The sequence below is a fragment of the Isoptericola sp. b408 genome, assembly GCF_030588085.1.
Lineage (GTDB): Bacteria > Actinomycetota > Actinomycetes > Actinomycetales > Cellulomonadaceae > Isoptericola > Isoptericola sediminis.
Window position 1 is genome coordinate 679,177 of the sequence record NZ_JAUQYQ010000001.1, and the last position, 20,105, is coordinate 699,281.

22 protein-coding genes and 4 tRNA genes are annotated in these 20,105 nt (G+C 72.3%); 10 read left to right on the forward strand and 16 right to left on the reverse strand.

The window, feature by feature from the left end:
• Window positions 1-4 precede the first annotated feature (4 nt).
• Complete coding sequence (gene purM, locus Q6347_RS03085; protein WP_304602705.1) at window positions 5-1,108, forward strand: phosphoribosylformylglycinamidine cyclo-ligase; 1,104 nt, start codon at window positions 5-7, stop codon at window positions 1,106-1,108.
• Between the two features lie 99 nt (window positions 1,109-1,207).
• On the opposite strand, the gene Q6347_RS03090 is transcribed toward purM, so the two are convergent.
• Window positions 1,208-1,408: a DUF3073 domain-containing protein gene (locus Q6347_RS03090; RefSeq protein ID WP_304602704.1), complete on the reverse strand. Its 201-nt coding sequence runs from the start codon at window positions 1,406-1,408 to the stop codon at window positions 1,208-1,210.
• Window positions 1,409-1,781: 373 nt separating this feature from the next.
• Here Q6347_RS03090 and Q6347_RS03095 point away from each other — a divergent pair, with 373 nt between their 5' ends.
• Window positions 1,782-2,036, forward strand: coding sequence for a BldC family transcriptional regulator (locus Q6347_RS03095; protein WP_171246542.1), 255 nt, complete (start codon window positions 1,782-1,784; stop codon window positions 2,034-2,036).
• A 61-nt stretch (window positions 2,037-2,097) separates the two neighbouring features.
• Here the strand turns inward: Q6347_RS03095 and Q6347_RS03100 are convergent, their stop codons facing one another.
• The 6 genes from Q6347_RS03100 to Q6347_RS03125 all read right to left on the reverse strand — a co-directional run bounded on the left by Q6347_RS03100 (window position 2,098) and on the right by Q6347_RS03125 (window position 4,291).
• Complete coding sequence (locus Q6347_RS03100) at window positions 2,098-2,427, reverse strand: DUF3618 domain-containing protein (RefSeq protein WP_304602703.1); 330 nt, start codon at window positions 2,425-2,427, stop codon at window positions 2,098-2,100.
• Entirely contained in the window at window positions 2,424-2,840 is a 417-nt protein-coding gene (locus tag Q6347_RS03105) for a phage holin family protein (protein WP_171246541.1), read from the reverse strand. The genes Q6347_RS03100 and Q6347_RS03105 overlap by 4 nt, the downstream gene beginning before the upstream one ends.
• A gap of 225 nt (window positions 2,841-3,065) precedes the next feature.
• Complete coding sequence (locus Q6347_RS03110) at window positions 3,066-3,647, reverse strand: carbonic anhydrase (RefSeq protein ID WP_304602702.1); 582 nt, start codon at window positions 3,645-3,647, stop codon at window positions 3,066-3,068.
• A 196-nt stretch (window positions 3,648-3,843) separates the two neighbouring features.
• Window positions 3,844-3,916 (reverse strand) — tRNA-Phe (locus tag Q6347_RS03115).
• A gap of 49 nt (window positions 3,917-3,965) precedes the next feature.
• A tRNA-Asp gene (locus tag Q6347_RS03120) sits at window positions 3,966-4,039 on the reverse strand.
• A gap of 179 nt (window positions 4,040-4,218) precedes the next feature.
• Window positions 4,219-4,291, reverse strand: a tRNA-Glu gene (locus Q6347_RS03125).
• Between the two features lie 76 nt (window positions 4,292-4,367).
• Here Q6347_RS03125 and Q6347_RS03130 point away from each other — a divergent pair.
• Complete coding sequence (locus tag Q6347_RS03130; protein WP_304603087.1) at window positions 4,368-4,712, forward strand: metallopeptidase family protein; 345 nt, start codon at window positions 4,368-4,370, stop codon at window positions 4,710-4,712.
• Window positions 4,713-4,718: 6 nt separating this feature from the next.
• Here Q6347_RS03130 and Q6347_RS03135 read toward each other — a convergent pair whose 3' ends face one another.
• Window positions 4,719-5,768, reverse strand: a complete 1,050-nt coding sequence (locus tag Q6347_RS03135) for a M15 family metallopeptidase (RefSeq protein WP_304606659.1) — start codon at window positions 5,766-5,768, stop codon at window positions 4,719-4,721.
• Window positions 5,769-6,022: 254 nt separating this feature from the next.
• On the opposite strand from Q6347_RS03135, the gene Q6347_RS03140 reads away from it, so the two are divergent.
• Window positions 6,023-6,622, forward strand: a complete 600-nt coding sequence (locus Q6347_RS03140) for an antibiotic biosynthesis monooxygenase (protein ID WP_304602700.1) — start codon at window positions 6,023-6,025, stop codon at window positions 6,620-6,622.
• Between the two features lie 49 nt (window positions 6,623-6,671).
• Window positions 6,672-8,339: a mechanosensitive ion channel family protein gene (locus tag Q6347_RS03145; RefSeq protein WP_304606660.1), complete on the forward strand. Its 1,668-nt coding sequence runs from the start codon at window positions 6,672-6,674 to the stop codon at window positions 8,337-8,339.
• On the opposite strand, the gene Q6347_RS03150 is transcribed toward Q6347_RS03145, so the two are convergent.
• The gene (locus tag Q6347_RS03150; RefSeq protein ID WP_304606661.1) at window positions 8,336-9,130 is read right to left on the reverse strand and encodes a glycerophosphodiester phosphodiesterase family protein; all 795 of its coding nucleotides are present in this window, start codon (window positions 9,128-9,130) and stop codon (window positions 8,336-8,338) included. The genes Q6347_RS03145 and Q6347_RS03150 overlap by 4 nt on opposite strands.
• A gap of 164 nt (window positions 9,131-9,294) precedes the next feature.
• Here Q6347_RS03150 and Q6347_RS03155 point away from each other — a divergent pair, with 164 nt between their 5' ends.
• Complete coding sequence (locus tag Q6347_RS03155; protein ID WP_171246537.1) at window positions 9,295-9,708, forward strand: hypothetical protein; 414 nt, start codon at window positions 9,295-9,297, stop codon at window positions 9,706-9,708.
• A 17-nt stretch (window positions 9,709-9,725) separates the two neighbouring features.
• On the opposite strand, the gene Q6347_RS03160 is transcribed toward Q6347_RS03155, so the two are convergent.
• The 4 genes from Q6347_RS03160 to Q6347_RS03175 form a co-directional block, all read right to left on the reverse strand.
• Window positions 9,726-11,771 (reverse strand): multicopper oxidase family protein, encoded by a 2,046-nt coding sequence (locus Q6347_RS03160; protein WP_304602696.1) that lies wholly within the window; start codon window positions 11,769-11,771, stop codon window positions 9,726-9,728.
• Window positions 11,772-12,110: 339 nt separating this feature from the next.
• Window positions 12,111-12,425 carry an SHOCT domain-containing protein gene (locus tag Q6347_RS03165; protein ID WP_304602695.1) on the reverse strand — a complete coding sequence of 105 codons (315 nt, stop codon included), beginning with the start codon at window positions 12,423-12,425 and terminating at the stop codon, window positions 12,111-12,113.
• A gap of 100 nt (window positions 12,426-12,525) precedes the next feature.
• Entirely contained in the window at window positions 12,526-13,674 is a 1,149-nt protein-coding gene (locus Q6347_RS03170) for a cell wall metabolism sensor histidine kinase WalK (protein ID WP_304606662.1), read from the reverse strand.
• Window positions 13,671-14,372 (reverse strand): response regulator transcription factor, encoded by a 702-nt coding sequence (locus Q6347_RS03175; RefSeq protein WP_304602693.1) that lies wholly within the window; start codon window positions 14,370-14,372, stop codon window positions 13,671-13,673. Before Q6347_RS03175 ends, Q6347_RS03170 begins: the two co-directional genes overlap by 4 nt.
• Before the next feature lie 233 nt (window positions 14,373-14,605).
• Here Q6347_RS03175 and Q6347_RS03180 point away from each other — a divergent pair, with 233 nt between their 5' ends.
• Window positions 14,606-15,520, forward strand: a complete 915-nt coding sequence (locus tag Q6347_RS03180; protein WP_304606663.1) for a F510_1955 family glycosylhydrolase — start codon at window positions 14,606-14,608, stop codon at window positions 15,518-15,520.
• Window positions 15,521-15,556: 36 nt separating this feature from the next.
• Here the strand turns inward: Q6347_RS03180 and Q6347_RS03185 are convergent, their stop codons facing one another.
• Together Q6347_RS03185 and Q6347_RS03190 are read right to left on the reverse strand one after the other, a co-directional pair.
• The gene (locus Q6347_RS03185; protein ID WP_304606665.1) at window positions 15,557-16,057 is read right to left on the reverse strand and encodes a hypothetical protein; all 501 of its coding nucleotides are present in this window, start codon (window positions 16,055-16,057) and stop codon (window positions 15,557-15,559) included.
• A 91-nt stretch (window positions 16,058-16,148) separates the two neighbouring features.
• Window positions 16,149-16,224 (reverse strand) — tRNA-Lys (locus tag Q6347_RS03190).
• A gap of 246 nt (window positions 16,225-16,470) precedes the next feature.
• Here Q6347_RS03190 and Q6347_RS03195 point away from each other — a divergent pair.
• Both Q6347_RS03195 and Q6347_RS03200 read left to right on the forward strand, forming a co-directional pair.
• The gene (locus tag Q6347_RS03195) at window positions 16,471-16,755 is read left to right on the forward strand and encodes a Fe-S cluster assembly protein HesB (protein WP_304602690.1); all 285 of its coding nucleotides are present in this window, start codon (window positions 16,471-16,473) and stop codon (window positions 16,753-16,755) included.
• Between the two features lie 139 nt (window positions 16,756-16,894).
• The gene (locus Q6347_RS03200; protein ID WP_304606667.1) at window positions 16,895-17,719 is read left to right on the forward strand and encodes a DUF1206 domain-containing protein; all 825 of its coding nucleotides are present in this window, start codon (window positions 16,895-16,897) and stop codon (window positions 17,717-17,719) included.
• A gap of 9 nt (window positions 17,720-17,728) precedes the next feature.
• Here the strand turns inward: Q6347_RS03200 and Q6347_RS03205 are convergent, their stop codons facing one another.
• Window positions 17,729-18,481 (reverse strand): M50 family metallopeptidase, encoded by a 753-nt coding sequence (locus Q6347_RS03205; protein WP_171246532.1) that lies wholly within the window; start codon window positions 18,479-18,481, stop codon window positions 17,729-17,731.
• A gap of 168 nt (window positions 18,482-18,649) precedes the next feature.
• On the opposite strand from Q6347_RS03205, the gene Q6347_RS03210 reads away from it, so the two are divergent.
• Window positions 18,650-20,065 (forward strand): DEAD/DEAH box helicase, encoded by a 1,416-nt coding sequence (locus Q6347_RS03210; protein ID WP_304606668.1) that lies wholly within the window; start codon window positions 18,650-18,652, stop codon window positions 20,063-20,065.
• Window positions 20,066-20,105: the final 40 nt, after the last annotated feature.

Below are 20,105 nucleotides of genomic sequence, written 5' to 3' on the forward strand. Positions count from 1 at the left end.
ACACGTGACCGAACGCCTCACCTATGCCGCCGCCGGCGTCGACACCGAAGCCGGTGACCGGGCCGTCGAGCTGATGAAGGACGCCGTCCGCCGGACCCAGGGGCCCGAGGTGCTCGGTGGTGTCGGGGGGTTCGCGGGTCTGTACGACGCATCGGCGCTGACGCGCTACCGCAAGCCGTTGCTGGCGACCTCGACGGACGGCGTCGGCACGAAGGTCGCCATCGCCCAGGCCCTGGACGTCCACGACACGATCGGCTTCGACCTCGTGGGCATGGTCGTCGACGACATCGTCGTGGTGGGTGCCGAGCCGCTGTTCATGACCGACTACATCGCGACCGGCAAGGTCGTCCCCGACCGGGTGGCCGACATCGTCCGCGGGATCGCCCGCGCCTGCGAGGTCGCCGGGACCGCCCTGGTCGGCGGGGAGACCGCGGAGCACCCCGGGCTGCTCGCCGCCGACGAGTACGACGTGGCGGGCGCGGCCACCGGTGTGGTCGAGGCCGACGACGTGCTCGGACCGGACCGGGTGCGGGCCGGGGACGTGCTGATCGGCATGGCATCCAGCGGTGTCCACTCCAACGGCTACTCGCTGGTGCGTGCCGTGATCCGGCACGCCGGCTGGGAGCTGGACCGGCACGTCGAGGAGTTCGGCCGGACGCTGGGGGAGGAGCTGCTGGAGCCGACGCGCGTCTACGCCGCCGACTGCCTGGCGCTCGCCCGCGACGAGGCCGCGCAGGTGCACGCTTTCACGCACGTCACCGGCGGCGGACTGGCGGCGAACCTGGCACGGGTGCTGCCGGTGGGCACGGTCGCCACGGTCGACCGGTCCAGCTGGGAGGTGCCCGCGGTCTTCCGCACGGTGCGCGACCTGGGCGACGTGCCGCGGGGCGACCTGGAGAACACGCTCAACCTCGGTGTCGGCATGGTGGCGGTCGTCGCGGCGGACGGCGCCGACGCCGCCCTCAGGCTGCTGCAGGAGCGGGGGGTGCACGCCTGGACCCTGGGCACGGTCGCCGACCTCGACCCCGCGGACGCCGGCGACGACCTCGTCGCGGGAACGAAGGGAGTCCGGGCGGGCGCGGTGCGGCTCGTCGGCGACTACCGCTGAGCGGCGGCGCCGTCCGGCCCCAGGTGCACGAGAGGCCGGACGGTGCTCACCGTCCGGCCCTTCGGTCATCGTCCGAGACGCTCCGAGTGCCGTCGAGCGTCAGTATCGTCGGTCGTCGTCCCAGTCCGCGTCGTTGTCGTAGGCGGAGTCCGCGGCGCTTCCCCACCGGTCGTCGGTGACGACGTCGGTCTGGGAGGCCTTCAGCTCCTGCTCCAGCGCGTGGTAATTCGTCTCAGGGCTGTAGTACTTCAGCGCGCGAGCAACTTTGGTCTGCTTAGCCTTCTGACGGCCGCGGCCCATGGCTCCGACCCCCTCAACGTAGGAGCGGGGCGGCGACGTCCCAGACGCGCGGCCCCGAGAGAAGATTTCGTCTGTTCAGGTTCCAACGGTACATGGTGCTCAGGCATTCCCTCCACTCGATCCGCCATTCCGATGGTGTCGTGTCCTGGGTGGACGTCACGCCGGGGCCGCGTCGTGACGTATGTCACGTGGCGATCGGGGTGTGGCCAGGTGTCCGGCACGGGGGACGTCGCGGACAGCCCGGACCAGCGGTGCGAGGCGGGCTCGACGGTTCAAGTCGCCTCAATCCCACTTTCTGCCCACAATGGCAAGACACGGCCGTCGAGCTGTCCGGGCGCCGTCCGGACCGGTCGCATGCCAGGAGGTGCAGGGGATGTCGTTCCACGGTGACTCCGAGGTCCTGTTGACGCCCGCCGAGGTGGCCAGCCTGTTCCGTGTCGACCCGAAGACGGTCACGAGGTGGGCCAAGGCCGGCAAGCTCTCGTCGATCCGCACGCTGGGTGGCCATCGCCGCTACAAGGAGTCCGAGGTCCGGGCGCTGCTCGGTGCCGCGTCGGACGCCGCCGAGGCCGAGGCCGCGGCGAACGCGGGCGGCACGCCCGACAGCGCGGGCGACCAGAACAAGTAGGGCGCACCAGCCGCGCGGGCGCCCGACGAGGGAGCCCGGACGGCCGGCGCGCCGGCGTCGCTCAGCGTCGAGCGACCGCCCGGACGACGAGGGCGGTCAGGGCTGCCGCGCCCAGGGCCGCCGCACCCAGGAGGATCTTGACGTTGCGCGACCGGGGTGCGTCGTCGGGCAGACCGGTCCCGTCGAACAGGCCCCGCGCGTCCGTCGCGGCCTGCCTCGTGCCGTGCGCCAGCCGTGACGCCTGGTGGGCGGGGGAGAGGCGCGTGGTCAGCGCGTCGAGGGCGTCACCCAGCTCGCGGCGGGCGTCGACGACGTCGGCCTGGAGCTCCTCACGGCTCCGTGCCGGCACGCCGTTCTGCATCGCCGGGTCGGTCGTGGACTGCTGACTCACCGCTTCATCCCCTCCTTGACGGTGCTGACGTCCTCCTTGACCCGGTCGATCGTCTCGGGCCGGGTGCTCGCCTGCTTGAGCTGAGCGGCACCGATGCCCACGAGCAGTCCGGCGAACAGCACGAGCGCCACACCGACCACCAGGGCGGACAGCCACAGGGGCCAGGCCTCGGCGAGACCGAGGATCGCGGACCAGATCAGGACGCCGACCGCGTAGAGCACCACGACGAGCGCCACGGCGATCAGACCGGCACCGATGCCGGACCGCTTCGCCTTCTCCGCCGCCTCCGCCTTCGCGAGCGCGATCTCGGCCCGCACCAGGCGGGTGGCCTGCTCCGAGATCTTCTCCACGAGCCGGCCCACGCTCGGGGGCCGCTCGGCGGGCGGAGTCCGCCCGTCGTCCCAGTCCGTCATCGACAGTTCCCCTCCTCGACGCGTTCGTGGGTACCACTCAACCCGTCCTGGCCGGTCCAGGCAATTCCAACGGCCCGGCGCGTCGTCGCGCCGCACCTCCGGGGACGACGACGGGACCCCCCCGAACGCGATGTCCGAGGGGTCTTGGTGGGGTGGCTCCGACCGGCGTCGACCCGGTGCGCCGGCCGGAGGCCGACGGCGCGGTCGGGACTGAGGGTCGCGTCGTCAGTCGGTGGCGCGACCGGCTGCGGTGGCGGCCTCGATCTCGACCAGTCGGCCGGTGCGGACGTCGTACACGAGCCCGTGGACGGGGATCCGGCCCGGTACGAGCGGGCTGTTCCTGATGCGCACGACGTCGTCGACGACGGCCTGGGCCTGGTCGGAGATCGTGAGCCAGTCGACGTCTGCGCCGGCGCTCGTGCCGGGACCCTCCCCGACGTCGCGGAAGCCGTCGGGCCCGAGCTCGGCGGTCTCGAGGCTTTGCGCCAGCAGCCCGCTCATCACCTCGTCGGTGAAGAACTCCATGCCGCAGTCCGTGTGGTGGATCACGAAGAACTCGCGCGTGCCGAGCAGCTTGTACGAGATCACCAAGGAGCGGATGGCGTCGTCGGAAGCCCGCCCGCCGGCGTTGCGGATGACGTGGGCGTCGCCCTCGGCGAGGCCCGCGTACTTCGCAGGATCGAGCCGGGCGTCCATGCAGGTGAGGATGGCGAAGCCGCGCGCGGGCGGCAGCGCCAGCTCGGACCGCGCGCCGAAGTCGGCGGCGTAGGACCGGTTCGCGTCGAGAATCTCGTCGAGCACAGACATGGTGTCCTCCGGTGCGGCGGGGTCGGGATCGGTGCGACGCTCGTCCACCAGGCTATGTCGTGGCGGGGGTCGATCGCCGTACGAGGGGCGACTACGACGAGGCCGGAAGCAGGCCGGACGTTCGGTCCAGGACGAGTGCTCGACGGCCGCAACACAAGACCCCCCGGACCTGAGGTCCGGGGGGTCTTGTTGGGGGTGGCTCCGACCGGCGTCGATCCGGTGACCTTTCGATTTTCAGTCGAACGCTCTACCAACTGAGCTACAGAGCCAGGACACGAAAGCCCGGGCGCCGTTGCCGACGTTCCGGGCGCTCATGCGCGACCCTGACGGGACTTGAACCCGCGACCTCCGCCGTGACAGGGCGGCGCGCTAACCAACTGCGCTACAGGGCCATGATCGAGATGATCTCCCGATCGAGGTGCTCGTTTCGAGCCGAGAAGAAGCGTACCCCATGCTGGCCCGGATCTGAAAATCGGATCCTGACCAGGAGAAACACTCCTGATGCCGGTGTCGGACGTGGCGTAGGCCACGCCGACAGCCGACCCGTGCGGACGCCGGGGCGCCTGCTGAGTACCCCCAACGGGATTCGAACCCGTGCTACCGCCGTGAAAGGGCGGGGTCCTAGGCCGCTAGACGATGGGGGCCGGCCGGGGACAGCATACCGGTCACCCGCCGACCGGGTCGCCTCCGCCCGTGGGGGAGGATGGACCGGTGGTGGAGATGTCGCGCGAGGAGTTCGAGGCCGCCGTCTCCGAGGGCCTCGACCAGGTCCCGGAACAGCTGACCCGTCTGATGGACAACGTCGTGGTGCTGGTCGAGGACGACGCCCCGGCGGACGACCCCGATCTCCTCGGGCTGTACGAAGGGGTGCCGCTCACCGAACGGGACCAGGGCTGGGCCGCCGGCTCGCTGCCGGACCGCATCACGATCTACCGGCACCCGACCCTGGCGATCTGCTCCTCGCCGGACGAGGTCGCCGAGGAGGTCGCCGTCACCGTGGTGCACGAGATCGCCCACCACTTCGGGATCGACGACGACCGCCTGCACGAGCTCGGCTGGGGCTGACCGCGGTCAGCCGATCGGCTTGTACTCCCAGTGCCAGGCCTCCGGCTTGCGTCCGTCGGCCCGGGCCCACGCGGGGTTGTCCCAGCCGAACTCCGGGGCGTGCTTGCGCATCCAGGTGTACTCGGCGGTGCCGAAGGACTCGACGCCGTCCCCGAGGTCGACGGCCACGCCCCAGCCGTGGTTCGAGTAGCCCGGCACGGCCGCCATGTAGCCCTTGCTCGCGCGGGTGGCGACCTGCGAGGAGTACGACCGGTAGGAGTCGTTGACCGACAGGTTCCGGCCGAACTTGGCGCGGTAGGCGACGTTGAGCCGCTCGAGCTGCGCCGCGGCGTCGGCGCGCAGGGTCTCGCCCTTGGCGAAGGAGAGGTTCTTCAGCTTGCCGCCGGGGATCTTGCCGTTGGCGAACCCGTCGAGGGAGTCCGCGTGCCGGGAGATCTTCTTCGCGGCCTTCTCGGCCTTGGTCGCCTGCTCCTTCGCGACCTCGCGCGGCGTCGGCGGGGCCGCCTCGACGTCGACCGCCGAGGTCTGCGCACGGTCCAGCAGCTTCGTGAGCTCCTGGGCTGCCGTCGTCAGCGACTTCTCGGTGGCCTTCGTCGTCGCCGAGCCCTGGTCGGCCGCCGACAACGGGGCGCGCTCGGCGGCACGGGAGGCGCCGGCCTCCGAGCGCGTCTCGAGCATCGCGGACAGCTTCTCCGCGCGGCGCTCGATCCGGCGCTCCTGCTTGCGCGGCAGGGACTCGGTCTGCTGGACGACGGTCTCGGCCCGGTGCAGGGCGGCCGTCGCGGTGAGGGTGGCGCTGTCGTCGGAGGTGACGACGGACGCGGTCGGGTCGTCCGACGGCGCGGTGCTCGGGGCTTCGCGCGTCTGCGCGGGGGTGCCCGTCTCGGCGCCGGCGATGCCGGGGGTGACGGCGGTCGCGACGGCGGCCGTCAGGGCCAGGCCGGCCATGGCGCCGCCGACGGCGGTGCGGGGGCTGCGCGTCGCGCCGATCCGGTGCCGGGGCGCGACGTGGCTGCCGGTCCGGCGCCAGGGCAGGGTCAAGCGAGGTGCGATCACGGGGATGTCCTTGGAAGTACTCGGGGTCCGGGTTTCGGGCCGCAGACCATCGTGGTGCCTCGATGTGACAGCACTCTGCCGAGGAGGGGACGATCGGTCGAGAGTCTCGCGGGCGAAGTGCGCCGCGTCGGTGAAGAGGGGGCGAAAGCCGCATCCCGCACCCGATGGCGGTGGTGGTCCGCATCCTGAACGGAAGCGTCCCGGTCAGGCATCCCGGTTTCGCCCCGGGGCACCGCACCACGAACACTACGGGCATGACGCCCACACCCGTGACCGTGTCGATCCACCGTATCGTCAGCCCCGAACGAGTGCCCGAGGTGACCGCCTGGGTCCAGGCGGGTGTCCGGCTCGCCAACCGGTGGCCCGGGTTCCTGGGCTCCGGGTGGATCCGCGCCGCCGAGGGGTCGACGGACTGGATCATGCTCTACCGGTTCGCCGACGCCGAACGTCTCGAGGCCTGGGAGACCTCCGCCGATCGCCGGAACTGGCTCGCGGAGGGTGAGGGGCTCGTCACCGAGCACGCCGTCACGAAGCGGACCGGCATCGAGGGATGGTTCGACCCGCCCCTGCGCCAGGACGAGCCGTCCGGCCCACCGCTGCTGCCGGCTCCGCCCCGGTGGAAGCAGTCGATCGCGATCTGGCTCGGGTTCTTCCCCGTCAACCTGACGTTCACCGCTCTGGTGGCTTGGCTGGTCCCCGCCTTCGACGGGTTGCCGCTGGTGCTCCAGGTGCTCGTCACGACGCTGATCCTCACCCCGATCATGTCGTTCTGGGTGCTGCCCTGGGTGACCGGCCGGCTCCGCACCTGGCTGCACCGGCCCCCACGCCGACGGTTCGCCCCGACCACGTCCTGACCCGCCGACGGCTGCGCACGATCCGCCTGGCGTCCTTAGGCTGATCCTCATGTTCCTGGACGGTGATGGCGGAGGAATCGACGAGGAGACGGTCGACCAGACGGTCGAGGCGACGGTCTCCCTGACCGTGACCCTGGCCTGGGCCGGGGCCGCGCTGGTGGTGGCGTACCTCCTGGTGACCGTGGTGTCGGCGCTGATCCGGCGCCTGGCCCGGCGTCGGCCGCTGCTGCGCGACATGGCGACCCGGCTCCGCAAGCCCTTGCGCGCGCTGCTCATGACCGTCGCCGTGTGGGTCGCGGTCACCGTGTCGGCGGACCGGGACCAGGCCTGGTACGGCGTGGTCCAGCACACGCTGGTCATCACCGCGATCCTGGCCGGGGCCTGGTTGGTCGGCGCCATGGCGTTCGTCGTGGAGGACCGCACCCTGGCCCGGCTCGCCGGCAGCCACGACGACCGGCACAAACGCCGCGTGGAGACCCAGATCTCCATCGTGCGGCGGTTCACCGTCGCGGTCGTCGTCGTGTTCGCGATCGCCGCCGTGCTGCTCACGTTCCCGCAGATGCGCACCGCGGGTGCCTCGATCCTGGCCTCGGCCGGTGTGCTCTCGCTGGTCGCCGGCCTCGCCGCGCAGTCGAGCCTGGCGAACACCTTCGCCGGTATGCAGATCGCGTTCACCGACGCGATCCGCGTGGACGACGTCGTGGTGCTCGAGGGCGAGTTCGGCCGGATCGAGGAGATCACCCTGACCTACGTCGTCGTCCACGTGTGGGACGACCGGCGCATCATCCTGCCCAGCACCTACTTCACGACGACGCCTTTCGAGAACTGGACGCGGCGGGCCGCCGACCTGCTCGGCACCGTGGAGTTCGACGTCGACTTCCGCGTCCCGCTGGCGGCGATGCGGGCCGAGCTGGAGCGGATCCTGCGCGCCTCGTCCCTGTGGGACGAGCGGCTCGGCATCCTCGAGGTGACCTCCGCCACGTCGGGGTACGTCCGCGTCCGTGCCCTGGTCAGCGCCCAGGACTCGCCGACCCTGTGGGACCTGCGGTGCACCGTGCGCGAGGGCTTGGTGTCCTGGCTGCAGCGCGAGGCTCCGTACGCCATCCCGCGGACCCGCTTCGAGGAGGCCGACCACGTGCTGCCGGCCGTCGAGGACAACGCAGCCCCGAGCGAGGACACGACGCAGCCGGAGCCCGATGACACCGCGGCCCTCTCGCCCGGGGCCGAGCAGGACGAGGACGACGGCCTCATCGTCGTCCCGGGTCGCACGGCGACCTCCGGGCCCCGCCGGACCTCCGTCCGCGAGCGGGGTCTGCTCCGCCGGCTGCGCGACCGTCGCTGGGAGGAGCCGGCGCCGGCGCCAGGTGCCGCGGCCGACGCGACGATGGTGCTCGACAGCGTCGACCGTCCGGGGCTGTACAGCGGCAGCGAGTCGGCCGAGGAGCGGTCGCGGACCTTCAACGGTCCGGGGCAGGACGTCATCGAGGAGCGCGAGGAGAACGCCGAGCGCCGGCTGACGGGGGAGATCGCGATCGACGACGACAGCAGCGGCACGCCCGACGACCCGCGGGTCGCCGCGGACGGCACCTCCGAGGACGCCGCCGCCGCGGAGTCCGACGACCCCGCCGACGACGAGGCGCACCGCCGGATGCGTCGGTCCGGGCTGTCCCGGGACTCCGGGGAGGGCGGCCCGGTCGAGGGCGGTGACGGCGGCTAGCCGGCGACCGAGCCCGCCCCGCGCCGCGCCCGCCCGCTGAGCCATCCGCGCAGCTCGCCGGGCCGGTCGGTCACCACGCCGTCGACGCCGGCGTCGAGCAGGAGCTCCCACTCCCGGGACGAGTTGGCGGTCCAGGGCATGACCCGGCGGCCCGCCGCCTGCGCCCGTGGGACGAGCGCCGGATCGGCCAGCACCGACGCCACGGCGGGGTTGACGGTCACGACGTCGAGCTCGGCTGCGGCGTCCAGGAGGTCGGCCGGCACCTCCTCGCAGAGCAGCCCACGGGGCAGGTGCGGTGCGGCCTCCCGCAGCGCCGCCACCGTCCCGCGGTGGAACCCCTGGACGATGCAGCGCCCCGCCAGCCCGGCGGCATCGATCGCGGACGTCGTCGGGGCGACCTGCTCCGTCGTCCAGGGGCCCTTGTACTCGCACAGGAGGTCCATGCCGGGCCGGGCGGCCAGGAACGCCAGGACGTCCTGCAGGAGCGGGATGCGCTGCCCGGCGAACGCCGACGAGAACGGGCCCCCGGCGTCGAGGCCCTGGAGGGTGTGGACGTCGAGGTCGGCGACGGCGCCGGAACCGTCGGTCACCCGGTCGACGACCGGGTCGTGGATGACGACGGGGACGCCGTCGGCGCTGAGCCGCACGTCGAGCTCCAGGGCCGGGGCGCCGGCACGCCACGCCGCGTCGAAGGCGGCGAACGTGTTCTGCGGCGCCACGGCCGAGTAGCCGCGGTGGGCGACGACGACGGGACGGTCGGGGTCCGGGTGGTCGGGCAGCAGCGTGGTCACGACGACCATCCTGCGCCGTGCCGGCCCCGGCGTCACCCCGCGTGCGTCGCACCGGGCCGAGGGGCTCCGCCGCGCGAGCGCACGGGACGCTGTCTAGCGTGGTCAGCGTCCGTACCGCGCACCCGGCGGCGCCGCGGCTGCAGCACGACCCAGGGAGGGTTCCCATGTCCGCTCCAGGTCCCGTCACCCGTCCCGGCAGCGTCACGTTCGTCGTGGTGCTGACCTGGCTGGTCGCCATCGCCTCGGTCGTCGGCGGGGTGCTCATGCTGCTCGCCACCGACGAGGTGCTCGCCGATGCCGGCATCGGCGCGAGCGACGCCCCCGTCTACGCCTGGGTCGAGATCGCCCTGGGCCTCGTCGTCGCCCTGGTCGCGGTCGGCCTCGGCAACGGGAACCGCTTCTCGCGGTTCCTGGTCACCCTGCTGATGGCGCTGCGCGTGGTGCTCTCCCTCTGGGTCGTCATCGTCTGGGGGGAGTACGCAGGGTTCTGGTCCGCGCTCCTGTCCGGGCTGTTCGCCCTCCTGATCATCGTGATGCTCTGGAACGCCCGGGCGAACGCGTTCTTCCGCGCCACCTGAGCGTTCCAGAGCTCACGTCAGCCCACCTGGAGGACCCGCATCATCTCGTGGTCCTCGTGCGACAGGATGTGGCAGTGCCAGACGTACCGGCCGCTCTTGGTGAAGTCGGCCTTGATCCTCACCATCTGCCCGGTCGGCGGAGCACCGTCGGGATCCCCGGGCAACGCGGTGACCATGTCCTTCGGGGCGTTCTCGAAGTACTCGCTCCCCACCGACGCCGGCGTGAGGTTGCGGATGTTCGAGATCTCCGGTGCGTCCCCGGTGGTGCCGTTGTGCTGGGTCGTCGTCTGGGTCCCGGTGATGTCGTACTCGAAGTCCTGCCGGTCGAGGATCTCGAAGTTGACGAGGTGCAGGTGGATCGGGTGCGCGTCGGCCGTGAAGTTGTAGACCTCCCAGATCTCCGTGTCGCCCGCCGTCGGGGTCTCCGTCGGGGGCTGGAACCAGGTGTACGCCGTCGCGACGTTGGTCCCGCTGATGTCGTTCGCCACGGTCCCCAGCAGCGGCTGGAGCCGGCCGAACTCGTCGGTCCCCTCGAACAGGGCGACACGTCGTGTCCTGTCCTCGGGCCCGACGCCCCCGTAGCCGGACAGGTTGTTCGGGTCGAAGTCGTCCGGGACGTCCGACAGCTGGACGACGACGTCGAACGCCATGATCCGGTCGGTCTGCCGGTCCACGAAGGTGTCGTCGGGATCGAGGTCGTCCCCGAAGGCTCCGCCGAAGGGTGCGTCGCCGCCGAGGTTCTTCAGGATCACCCGGCTGCCCGCCGGCACCTGGGAGAAGTCGACGACCACGTCGTAGCGCCCGCCCGGCTCGATGACGAGCGTGTCGGTCTGCGCGGGTGTGCCGAGCCCCTGGTCGGAGCCGATCACCCAGAACGGCACGGGCGTTCCCGAGCTCGGGTCGGTCGCCCCGGCGTTCACGGCGACGAACTGTGTGACGAGGAAGCGTGAGTCGCAGCCGTTGAGCAGGTGCATCCGGTAGTTCCGCGGCTCGACGTCCGCCTTGGGCCAGATCTTGCCGTTGACGACCATGTGGTCGCCGAAGAACTCGGCGAGCGCGGTGGGACCGCCCCCGGGGAACAGCGCGGGATCCAGGACGATGCCCTGTTCGGTGATGAACTCGGCGTAGAACGGGTCGCCGGGGAAGGCCGGGTAGAACAGCGCTCCACGGTCGGTGAACATCCGGTCCTGGATCGCGTAGGCGAGCTCGTAGGGGAACGCCGGAAGGCCCAGCGGGTTGTCGGCCGTCCCGGTGTCGACCTCGTCCCGGACGAAGTAGAAGCCGGCCAGACCCGCGTACACGTTGAGCCGCGTGATGCCCAGCGTGTGGTCGTGGTACCAGAGGTTCCCGGCGGGGACGGCGTTGTCGTAGCGGAACGTGTTGGTGAACCCGCCGTCCACGAAGTCCCACTGCGGCCCGGTGACGAGCCCCTGGCGTCCGTAGAAGAACTCCGGGTTGCCGTCGTACTGGAAGTCCGTGTTGCCCCCGTGCAGGTGGGTGATCATCGGGACGCCGTTCTTCCTGATGCTGTACTGCCGGTAGTCCACGCCGTTCGCCGAGCCGGCATCGTGCAGCGAGTAGGCCCAGTGCAGGTTCTCGTCGACCGGCAGCAGGTGCCGGTTCGGGAGCTCGTTCTCCCAACGCACGGTCGTCTCGTCCGCTCCGCCGGCTGACGCGCTGGTGACCTGGAAGGTCTGTCCCGGCCACGAGACGGTGCTGTCGCCGTAGCCCCAGACCGGGGTCGTGAGGCGGCGCCCGTTCTTCGGTTCGATGAGCCCGGTCTGCTGGACGGTCTGTCGGGCCCGGAGTCTGAAGTTCGGCCGCGAGGCCGGCCCGCCTCTCTCGTTGAGGTCCTTGAAGAGGAATCCCGGATCCAGTGCGTTCGGCACCAGCTCGGTGAACTTCGGTTGCAGCGCAGGGTCGCTCAGCCCGGCGGTGAGCGGTGCCGCGAACGCCGCGTATCTCGAGGGTGCGGCGGTCGGGAGCACCGGGACGCTGCTCAGCGCCACGGCGCCGGCGCCGGCACCGGCAATTCTCAGGAAATCTCGCCTGCTCAGCTCCATGATCGTGCCTTCGTCATCAAGGTTCGGGGCGCAGGGCAGCTGTGGCGTCGCGAACGTGACCGGAACCCTGGGCGACACCGTCGTCGGTGTCGCGCGATGCGCCCCCTCCCCCTCGAAGGTCGCTGCCTCTACGAGAAATCGTTCGCCCGGCCCCGAGGACCGTCAAGGTGCCAAAGGTCCCGAACCTCGGTGGTAGGCCGGAAATCACCCGGTCCCGCCCCGGAGGGTTCGGGCGAAACGGGGGACCTGACCGACAAGGCGACCGAAGGATCGGATCGACGCGTCGCGGCCCCGACGTCCTGCGGGCCGCGGCGCACCGGAGCAGGGGGACCGCCCGCGCTATCGACCGTCGTTCCTGCGGTCCTCGAGCGTCTCCCGTGCCCGGCGGTACTCCTCGTCGGTGATCTCCCCGCGGGCGAAGCGCATCTCCAGGACCTCGGTGGGCGTGGGGGGTGCCGCGCCGTCGTCGCGCCGGCCGCTGCGGGTCAGGGCGACCACGCCCCAGACGATCAGTCCCAGGACCACGACCCAGACGACGACCCAGACGAGCATCATCCACCCGCCGGCCCCGCCCATGCCCCAGCCGTCTCCCATGTGGCCCCAGCCGGTCCCGCCGTCGTCGGCGACCAGGGTGCCCGGTGCGATGCCGATCACGATTCCTCCCTCCGCTGTCCGGCCGGCCCCCGCTGGTACCGACTCCTTCGAGGATGTCGCGGCACCCCGGCGGATCGATCTCCGCCGGGTGAAGAAACGATCAAGTCGCCTGCGGAGGACCGAGCGCCGGCAGTCGCACGGTGAACCGGGCCCCGCCGGCGGTGCCCTGCGGGCTGCTCGCCTCGATCTGGCCACCGAGCTCGACCACGACGGCCCGGGCGATGGTGAGGCCGAGCCCGCTGCCCGACCCGTCGGCGGTGCGCGAGGGGTCACCGCGGTGGAACCGCTCGAAGATCGCCTCGAGCTGTTCGGCGGGGACGCCCGGCCCGGTGTCCGTCACGGTCACCGTGACCTGGTCGTCGCCCCGGGTCACGCCCACGTCGACCCTCCCGCCGGGCGGCGTGTGGCGCACGGCGTTGTCCAGCAGGTTCCCCAGCACCTGCCCGATCCGGTCACGGTCGGCGAGCACCTCGGCCGTCGGTACCTGCGGGGGCACCAGCGCCACGGTGATGCCGGCGGCCGCTGCTCGTGGCTCCACGAGTGCGACGGCGGAGGCGGCGGACTCGACCATGTCCAGCGGCTCGCGACGCAGGTCGAGCGCGTGCTCCTGGGCGGCCGCGACCTCGCGCACGTCGCTGCTGAGGCGACGCAGCCGGTCGACCTGCTGCTGGGCGGTGTCCCACGACTCGTCGGTCAGCGGGACGACACCGTCCTGCATCCCCTGCAGATAGGCCTCGAGCGTGGCCAACGGCGTCCGCAGCTCGTGGGCGAGGTCGGCGAGCAGGCGGGCGCGGCCGCTGTCGACGTCGGCCAGCCGCCGCGCCATCTGCTCGAAGGAGTCCGACAGCTGCCGCATCTCGGAGCTGAACGCCGCGACGGGGACCGGCACTTCGCCGCGTCCCGTCGCGATGGCGTCCGCCGAGTCGGCGAGCTGCTCGATCGGGCGGACCAGACGTCGCACCAGCACCCACGAGACCAGTCCGGCGGCCGCGAGCGCCATCAGGGCTCCGACCGGCAGGGCGATGCCGAGGGCGTCCGTGAACGCGGACCGGACATGGCCGAGCGTCTCCTCGTCCGGGGCTCCGGCGCGGGCGAGGTGGTCGGAGAACAGCCCCGGGGCGACGAGGAAGGCGGTCCCCAGCAGCGTGACCGCCCCGGCGGTGATCACCAGGAGCTGCGCCAGCATCAGACGCACGGCCAGGCCGTCCCGGATCCGGCGTCGCGGCCCGCGCGCCCGGGCGGTGCTCACCGCGAGACCGCCCCGTAGCCGACGCCGCGAACGGTACGGATGTAGCGGGGCACGGCGGGATCGTCACCGAGCTTCCGGCGCAGATGCCCGACGTGGACGTCGACGACGTGCTCGTCGCCGAACCAGCCCGGCCCCCACACCGCCTCCATCAGCTGCTCGCGGCTGAACGCCGTGCGCGGTCGTGCCGCCATGGTGGCCAGCAGGTCGAACTCGGTGCGGGTCAGGTCGACCTCCCGGCCGTCGACGGTGACCTGCCTCGACTCGGGGTCGACCGTCACGTCCCCCAGGGCGAGCACGCGGGTCGCGGCCGCCCGGTCGGGAGCCGCGGAGCGTGGTCGGCGCAGCATCGCCTGCACCCGCGCGACCAGCTCGCGCGGGGAGAACGGCTTGACCACGTAGTCGTCGGCGCCGACCGACAGACCGACGACCTTGTCCGTCTCCTCGTCGCGGGCCGTGAGCATCACGACGTACGCGTCGCTGAAGGTGCGCACCCGGCGGCAGACCTCGATGCCGTCGAATCCCGGCAGCATGATGTCCAGCATGATCAGGTCCGGTGCGTGGGTGCGGGCCGCCTCGACCGCGGCCGGGCCGTCATGGGTGACGAGAACGTCGAACTGCTCCCGGCGCAGATAGCCGGCGATCACGTCGGCCAGCGCGCGTTCGTCCTCGACGACCAGTGCCCGGACCCGGTCCGCCATCGCCACTCTCCTTCGTCGTCCCCCTCGATGCTAGGACCCGGCGGCACCCCGGGCGGGGTCCGGACGGTCCTCGGTAGGCCGCCTTGATGGAACCTTCATCGAACTCGCGGCGTTCTCTCCTCCTGACGGGGCCACGATCGTCATGTGCCGAGCCCCGCGATCCTCGGCTCCGGGTGTCGCGCCCGGCGTCACCGCCCGCACGCATCCCACCACCGACCCGAGGAGCTCCCCCCATGAACCGCCCCGCCGTCCTCGCCCTCGCCGCCGTGCTCTCCCTGGTCCTGTCCTCGTGCGGCGCCGCCGAGCAGGAGGGGGGAGATGCCGTCACCGGTGGGACGTCGACACCGACGCTCTCGTCCTCCCCGTCGTCGGACACCGCGGCCGGGTCCTCCCCGTCACCGTCCTCCCCGGCACCCGAGGAGAACGGTCCGCGCGTGCGGACCGTGGAGCTCGACGAGGCGATCAGCCACGTCCACGGCCTGGTCGTGGACGAGGAGGGTGTCGTGCGCGCCGGTACCCACGAGGGCGTGCGCGTCATCGACGACCAGGGGGGCGTGACCGCCGTCGGCCCGCAGGACGACCTCATGGGCATGACCGGGCTGCCCGGCACCCGACGTCTGGTGTCCTCCGGCCACCCCGGTCCGGGCAGCCCGCTGCCCAACCCGCTCGGGCTCCTGCGCAGCGACGACGGGGGCGAGACCTGGGACCCGGTGTCCCTGACCGGCGAGATCGACTTCCACGCCCTGGCCGTCACCGACGACTACCTCGTCGGTTTCGACGGCGTCACCGGGCTGATCGTCTCGACCGACGGCGGGTCGACCTGGGACCAGGGGCCGCGGATGGCGGCCGCGTCCCTCGCCGCGGTCGGTGACGAGGTGTGGGCCGCCACCCCGGACGGCCTGATGCACAGCACGGACCGAGCGGCCTCCTTCGCCCCGGTGGACGGGGCGCCGCTGCTGCGGCAGGTGTCCGCCGGGGTCGACGGCTCGCTGTGGGGTGTGGACGTCGACGGGACGGCCTGGGTCAGCGCCGACGGCCGGCAGTGGACCGAGCACGAGGAGATCGCGTCGGCGCAGGCGATCGCCGCGCTCGACCGCTCCACCGCCTATGCCGTCGACGAGACGACTCTCTTCCTCCTGTCGGTCTGACCGCCCGCACGGCGGTGTGTTCTTCCGAGACCGGGGTCAGTGCCCCACGGCGCTCTTGACCAGGACGACGACGGCAGCAAGCGTGAGCGCAACCGCGCCCGTGACGAGACTGGTGAGCCAGGGCCTCCCTCGAAGCCGCGCGATCGCCACGCCCGTCACCGCGGGGAGCGTGGCCAGCAGCACGAGCGAGCCGATCAGCGCGGCCGCGCCGTCGAGGAGAAGGAACGGAAGGGCAGCGACAGCAGCGACGGCGACACCACCGGCGATCTGGGCGCCGGCCTCCCGGGCGGCGGACTCCGTCGCGAAACCGCCTCCCTCGGTGAGGTGTGACGCCAGGCGGAAGGCGAGCCAGTGCGCCAGGGTCAGGCCGATCGCACTGCCGACCAGCAGCCCGGCCACCGCCTCGTCCGAGGGCAGCCGGTCGGTGGGCACGGCCACCAGCGCGGCCAGGAGGACCAGGGCCATGTAGAGCGCTGAGGCGAAGAACTCCCGCGCAGCGAGACGTGCTTCCGCGTCGTCGTGATCTGCCTCGGACACTGCAGGGCCTCCCGCCGTTGCCGGTGACTCGTGAAGGTGATCATGCCAGTGACGGACCCGCGGTCCTCGGCGGCGCGGCCGCCGTGGCGCCTGGTGGGCCCCCAGGGGATCGAACCCTGAACCCACGGATTAAAAGTCCGTTGCTCTGCCGATTGAGCTAGAGGCCCGCCGCCGACCGTCCGGCCGGAGGCTGTGGCCAGCCTACTGGCGCCGCGCGCCGGCGGGCGCTGCGCCGCCGCGTGCTGCGAGGAGTCTCACATTGCGGTCGGGAGGGCAACATAAGCCCCGCCGGCAGGTCTGTCACCTGCAGTCTCACAGGCCGGGACGTTCTCCGGCGATCGCGGCGAACCGTTGCGTTCGCCGCGTGGTCCTGATTCGGTGGACGAGTCGCGTACCCGACGAGAGGAGCTCCCATGCTCACCGTGACGGACAACGCCCGCACCGCCGTCGACTCGCTGGCCGAGCAGGCCGGCGTCCCGGCCGAGGGCGGTCTGCGTATCGCGCAGTCCGCCGAGCAGCCGGGCAACTTCGAGCTCGCGCTCGTCCCCGCGCCCCAGCCCGAGGACCAGGTGGTCGACGAGTCCGGCGAGACCAACGTCTTCGTCGACTCCAGCTCGGCGCCGGCTCTCGACGCGCTGCAGCTCGACGCCGAGCCCTCCCCCGAGGGACCGGGATTCGTGCTCACGCCGCAGGCCTGAGCTCCCCAGCTCCGCGACGGCGGGTCGTCCTCCCGAAGGAGGGCGGCCCGCCGTCCTTCGTCTCGCATGGCGCCGAGCGGACATGTGCGCCATGGTGAACGGCACGCCGCGACCGTCGCGGCGACCAGGAGGTGTCCACGTGTCATCCACGTCCCAGAGTGCCCAGGGCGCTGCCCGGCAAGCCCGCAACCATCCGGCCGTCCGCACCCTCGCTCGGGCCGGCTACGCGGCCTCGGGTCTGCTGCACCTGATCATCGGCTGGCTGGCGGTGCAGCTCGCCTTCGGGTCCTCCTCCGGGCAGGCCGACTCGTCGGGTGCGATGCAGCAGGTCAGCCAGGCGCCGGGCGGCGAGATCCTGCTCTGGGCGGCGACCGTCGGCTTCGCGGCGCTCGGGCTCTGGGAACTCACCGAGGCGATCATCGGTGTCCCCGGCGTGTCGGACAAGAAGGAGGCCGGCGCCCGCGTCAAGGCGGCGGGCAAGGGCATCCTCTACGCCGTGCTCGCGTTCACGGCGGGTCAGTACGCCACCGGCAGCGGGTCGGGCGGCGGTGGCAACAAGGAGGAGAGCCTCACCGCCTCCGTGATGGGGGCTCCCGGCGGCGTGCTGCTGGTGGGCGCCGTCGGTCTCACTGTCATCGGCGTCGGGATCTACCACATCTACAAGGGCGCGACCAAGAAGTTCCTCGAGGACCTGCGGGGCACCGGCGGTGGCGCAGTGGGTAACGCGGTCGTCCGCCTCGGCCAGGTGGGCTACATCGCCAAGGGCATCGCGCTCGGCGTCCTGGGCGGTCTGTTCGTCGCCGCGGCCGTCACGCACGACGCCGACCAGGCCGGTGGCATGGAGGAGGCGCTGACCACGGTCCGTGAGCAGCCGTTCGGTGTCGCGCTGCTCGTCGTCCTGGGTGTCGGGATCGCCGCGTACGGCGTCTACTCCTTCGCCCGGGCCCGCTACGCGAAGCTCTGACGAGACCGCTCAGGCGGTCGTGACCGGTCCGACGATCCATGACCCGCCGAGCACCAGTGCACCGACCGTCACCAGGAAGAAGATCAGGACCCAGACGATCCCCGGCACGCCGGTGAGCCGTCCGAGCTGATCCGCGTCCGAGGTGCGGGCGCGGCCCCTGGCCCGCTGCGACTGCAGCTCGGCCACGGGCCGCACCGCACCGAGGAGCAGGAACCAGGTCACGGCGTACGCGACGGCGGACTGCACGGTCGGGTCGAGCCACCAGGACACCCCGACCAGCAGGGCGCCGCTGACGAGCACGGACCACAGGCCGAACCAGTTGCGGATCTTCAGCAGCAGCAGGGCCAGCAGCACGACGAGGAGCCAGAGCAGCCCGACGGCGTACCCGGCGCGCAGCAGCCAGGCCGCGCCGAGGCCGACGAGCCCGGGGCCGACGTATCCCGCGAACGCGGTGAGGATCATGCCCAGGCCCCGGGGGCGGCCCGCCGTGACCGTGAGCCCCGAGGTGTCCGAGTGCAGGCGGATGCCGTCCAGTCGCCGCCCCGTGAGCATCGCCACGACCGCGTGCGCCCCCTCGTGCGCGATGGTGATGACGTGCCGTGCGACACGCCACACCGGGGACACGGCGACGACCGCCAGCGCCACCAGGCCCGCGGCGATCACCACCGTGCGGTCGGGCGGGTCCACGGCGGTGGTCGCGGCGGTCCAGATCTGCGCGAGCACGTCGCCGGCGGTCGTGAGGAAGTCGTCCACGGCCGCCATTCCACCACGTCGAGCCCGGGGCACGGCGGGTCCGAGCGACGGGCCGTGTGACAATGGGACCCGAGGGCGGCTGCGACACCCGCGCGCCCGGCGTCGTGGAGATCCCCCCGGATTGCGTGCGGCGGACCCCGACCGTGGACGTCGTCGACGTCCGGAGAGGCTTTTCTGTTGACTTCTTTCGCCGCATTCGGCCTGCCCGCCCCCGTCGTGGAGCACCTGACCCGGACGGGCATCACCACCCCCTTCCCCATCCAGTCGGCCTCGTTGCCCGACACGCTCGCGGGATCCGACGTCCTCGGCCGCGGCCGGACCGGGTCCGGCAAGACGCTCGCGTTCTCGTTGCCCGTCGTGACCCGGCTGGCGCAGCATGCCGCGCGGGAGCGTGCGGCAGGCCGCCCGCGCCGGGTGCCGAACAGGCCCACCGCGCTGGTGCTGTGCCCGACGCGTGAGCTGGCGAACCAGATCGACGCGACGATGAAGCCGCTCGCCGAGGCGCTCGGCCTGCGGACGACGACGATCTTCGGCGGCGTCGCGCAGTCCCGCCAGGTCACGGCCCTCGGTCAGGGCGTCGACGTCGTCATCGCGTGCCCGGGGCGTCTCGAGGACCTGCTCAACCAGAAGGTGCTCACGCTCGAGGACGTGGCGATCACGGTGCTGGACGAGGCAGACCACATGGCCGACCTCGGGTTCCTGCCCGGCGTGAAGCGGATCATGGACCGCACGCCGCGCACCGGCCAGCGCCTGCTCTTCTCGGCCACGCTGGACAACGGCGTCGACGTCCTGGTCAAGCGCTACCTGAAGAACCCGGTGACCCACTCGGTCGACGAGGCCGCGGCCGCGCCGCCGAAGATGACGCACCACATCCTCGCGGTGGCGGACAAGGAGTCCAAGAAGCAGGTCGTCCACGAGCTCGCCCGCGGGACGGGCCGGCGGGTGCTGTTCACGCGGACGAAGCACCAGGCGAAGAAGCTCGCCCGGCAGCTCACCGCCGCCGGGGTGCCGGCCGTGGACCTGCACGGCAACCTCGGGCAGGGTGCGCGCGAACGCAACCTGGCCGCGTTCTCGACGGGTGACGTCAAGGTCATGGTCGCGACGGACATCGCCGCGCGCGGCATCCACGTCGACGAGATCGAGCTCGTCGTGCACGTCGACCCGCCGGCCGAGCACAAGGCGTACCTGCACCGGTCCGGGCGCACGGCGCGCGCCGGCTCGGGCGGCGACGTCGTCACCGTGATGCTCCCCGAGGAGCGCGGCGACGTGCGCGACCTGACCCGCAAGGCGCGGATCACCGCCCGCCCGCAGCCCGCCGCGCCCGGTGACGCCACGCTGACCGCGCTGGTCGGCGAGGTCGCCCCCTACGTGGCCCCGTCCGAGACGCCGCCGCAGCAGCAGGCGGGCCGCGCGTCCGGGAAGAAGCCGTCGGGGCAGGCCGCGACGGCCGGCGCCGGTGGCACGGGCGACGGTCGTCGCCGTCGCCGCCGGGGCCGTGGTGGCCAGGGCAGCCAGGGCGCGACCGCGCAGCCGCGTCAGGGTCAGCAGGGTCGGCAGCGGCCGTCGCGGTCCGGCGGCTCGCGGCAGCGCTGAGCCGGGGAACACCGCTCGGACGTGCGGTGTTGGCGCCGAC

What these genes read in the sequence shown, in the direction of transcription:
- Q6347_RS03090 (WP_304602704.1), bottom strand. Translation starts at nt 1,408, where the DNA reads ATGGGCCGCGGCCGTCAGAAGGCTAAGCAGACCAAAGTTGCTCGCGCG.
- Q6347_RS03105 (WP_171246541.1), bottom strand. Translation starts at nt 2,840, where the DNA reads ATGACGGACTGGGACGACGGGCGGACTCCGCCCGCCGAGCGGCCCCCG.
- Q6347_RS03095 (WP_171246542.1), top strand. Translation starts at nt 1,782, where the DNA reads ATGTCGTTCCACGGTGACTCCGAGGTCCTGTTGACGCCCGCCGAGGTG.
- Q6347_RS03180 (WP_304606663.1), top strand. Translation starts at nt 14,606, where the DNA reads ATGAACCGCCCCGCCGTCCTCGCCCTCGCCGCCGTGCTCTCCCTGGTC.
- Q6347_RS03140 (WP_304602700.1), top strand. Translation starts at nt 6,023, where the DNA reads ATGACGCCCACACCCGTGACCGTGTCGATCCACCGTATCGTCAGCCCC.
- Q6347_RS03175 (WP_304602693.1), bottom strand. Translation starts at nt 14,372, where the DNA reads ATGGCGGACCGGGTCCGGGCACTGGTCGTCGAGGACGAACGCGCGCTG.
- Q6347_RS03160 (WP_304602696.1), bottom strand. Translation starts at nt 11,771, where the DNA reads ATGGAGCTGAGCAGGCGAGATTTCCTGAGAATTGCCGGTGCCGGCGCC.
- Q6347_RS03110 (WP_304602702.1), bottom strand. Translation starts at nt 3,647, where the DNA reads ATGTCTGTGCTCGACGAGATTCTCGACGCGAACCGGTCCTACGCCGCC.
- Q6347_RS03155 (WP_171246537.1), top strand. Translation starts at nt 9,295, where the DNA reads ATGTCCGCTCCAGGTCCCGTCACCCGTCCCGGCAGCGTCACGTTCGTC.
- Q6347_RS03130 (WP_304603087.1), top strand. Translation starts at nt 4,368, where the DNA reads ATGTCGCGCGAGGAGTTCGAGGCCGCCGTCTCCGAGGGCCTCGACCAG.
- Q6347_RS03145 (WP_304606660.1), top strand. Translation starts at nt 6,672, where the DNA reads ATGTTCCTGGACGGTGATGGCGGAGGAATCGACGAGGAGACGGTCGAC.
- Q6347_RS03205 (WP_171246532.1), bottom strand. Translation starts at nt 18,481, where the DNA reads ATGGCGGCCGTGGACGACTTCCTCACGACCGCCGGCGACGTGCTCGCG.
- Q6347_RS03195 (WP_304602690.1), top strand. Translation starts at nt 16,471, where the DNA reads ATGCTCACCGTGACGGACAACGCCCGCACCGCCGTCGACTCGCTGGCC.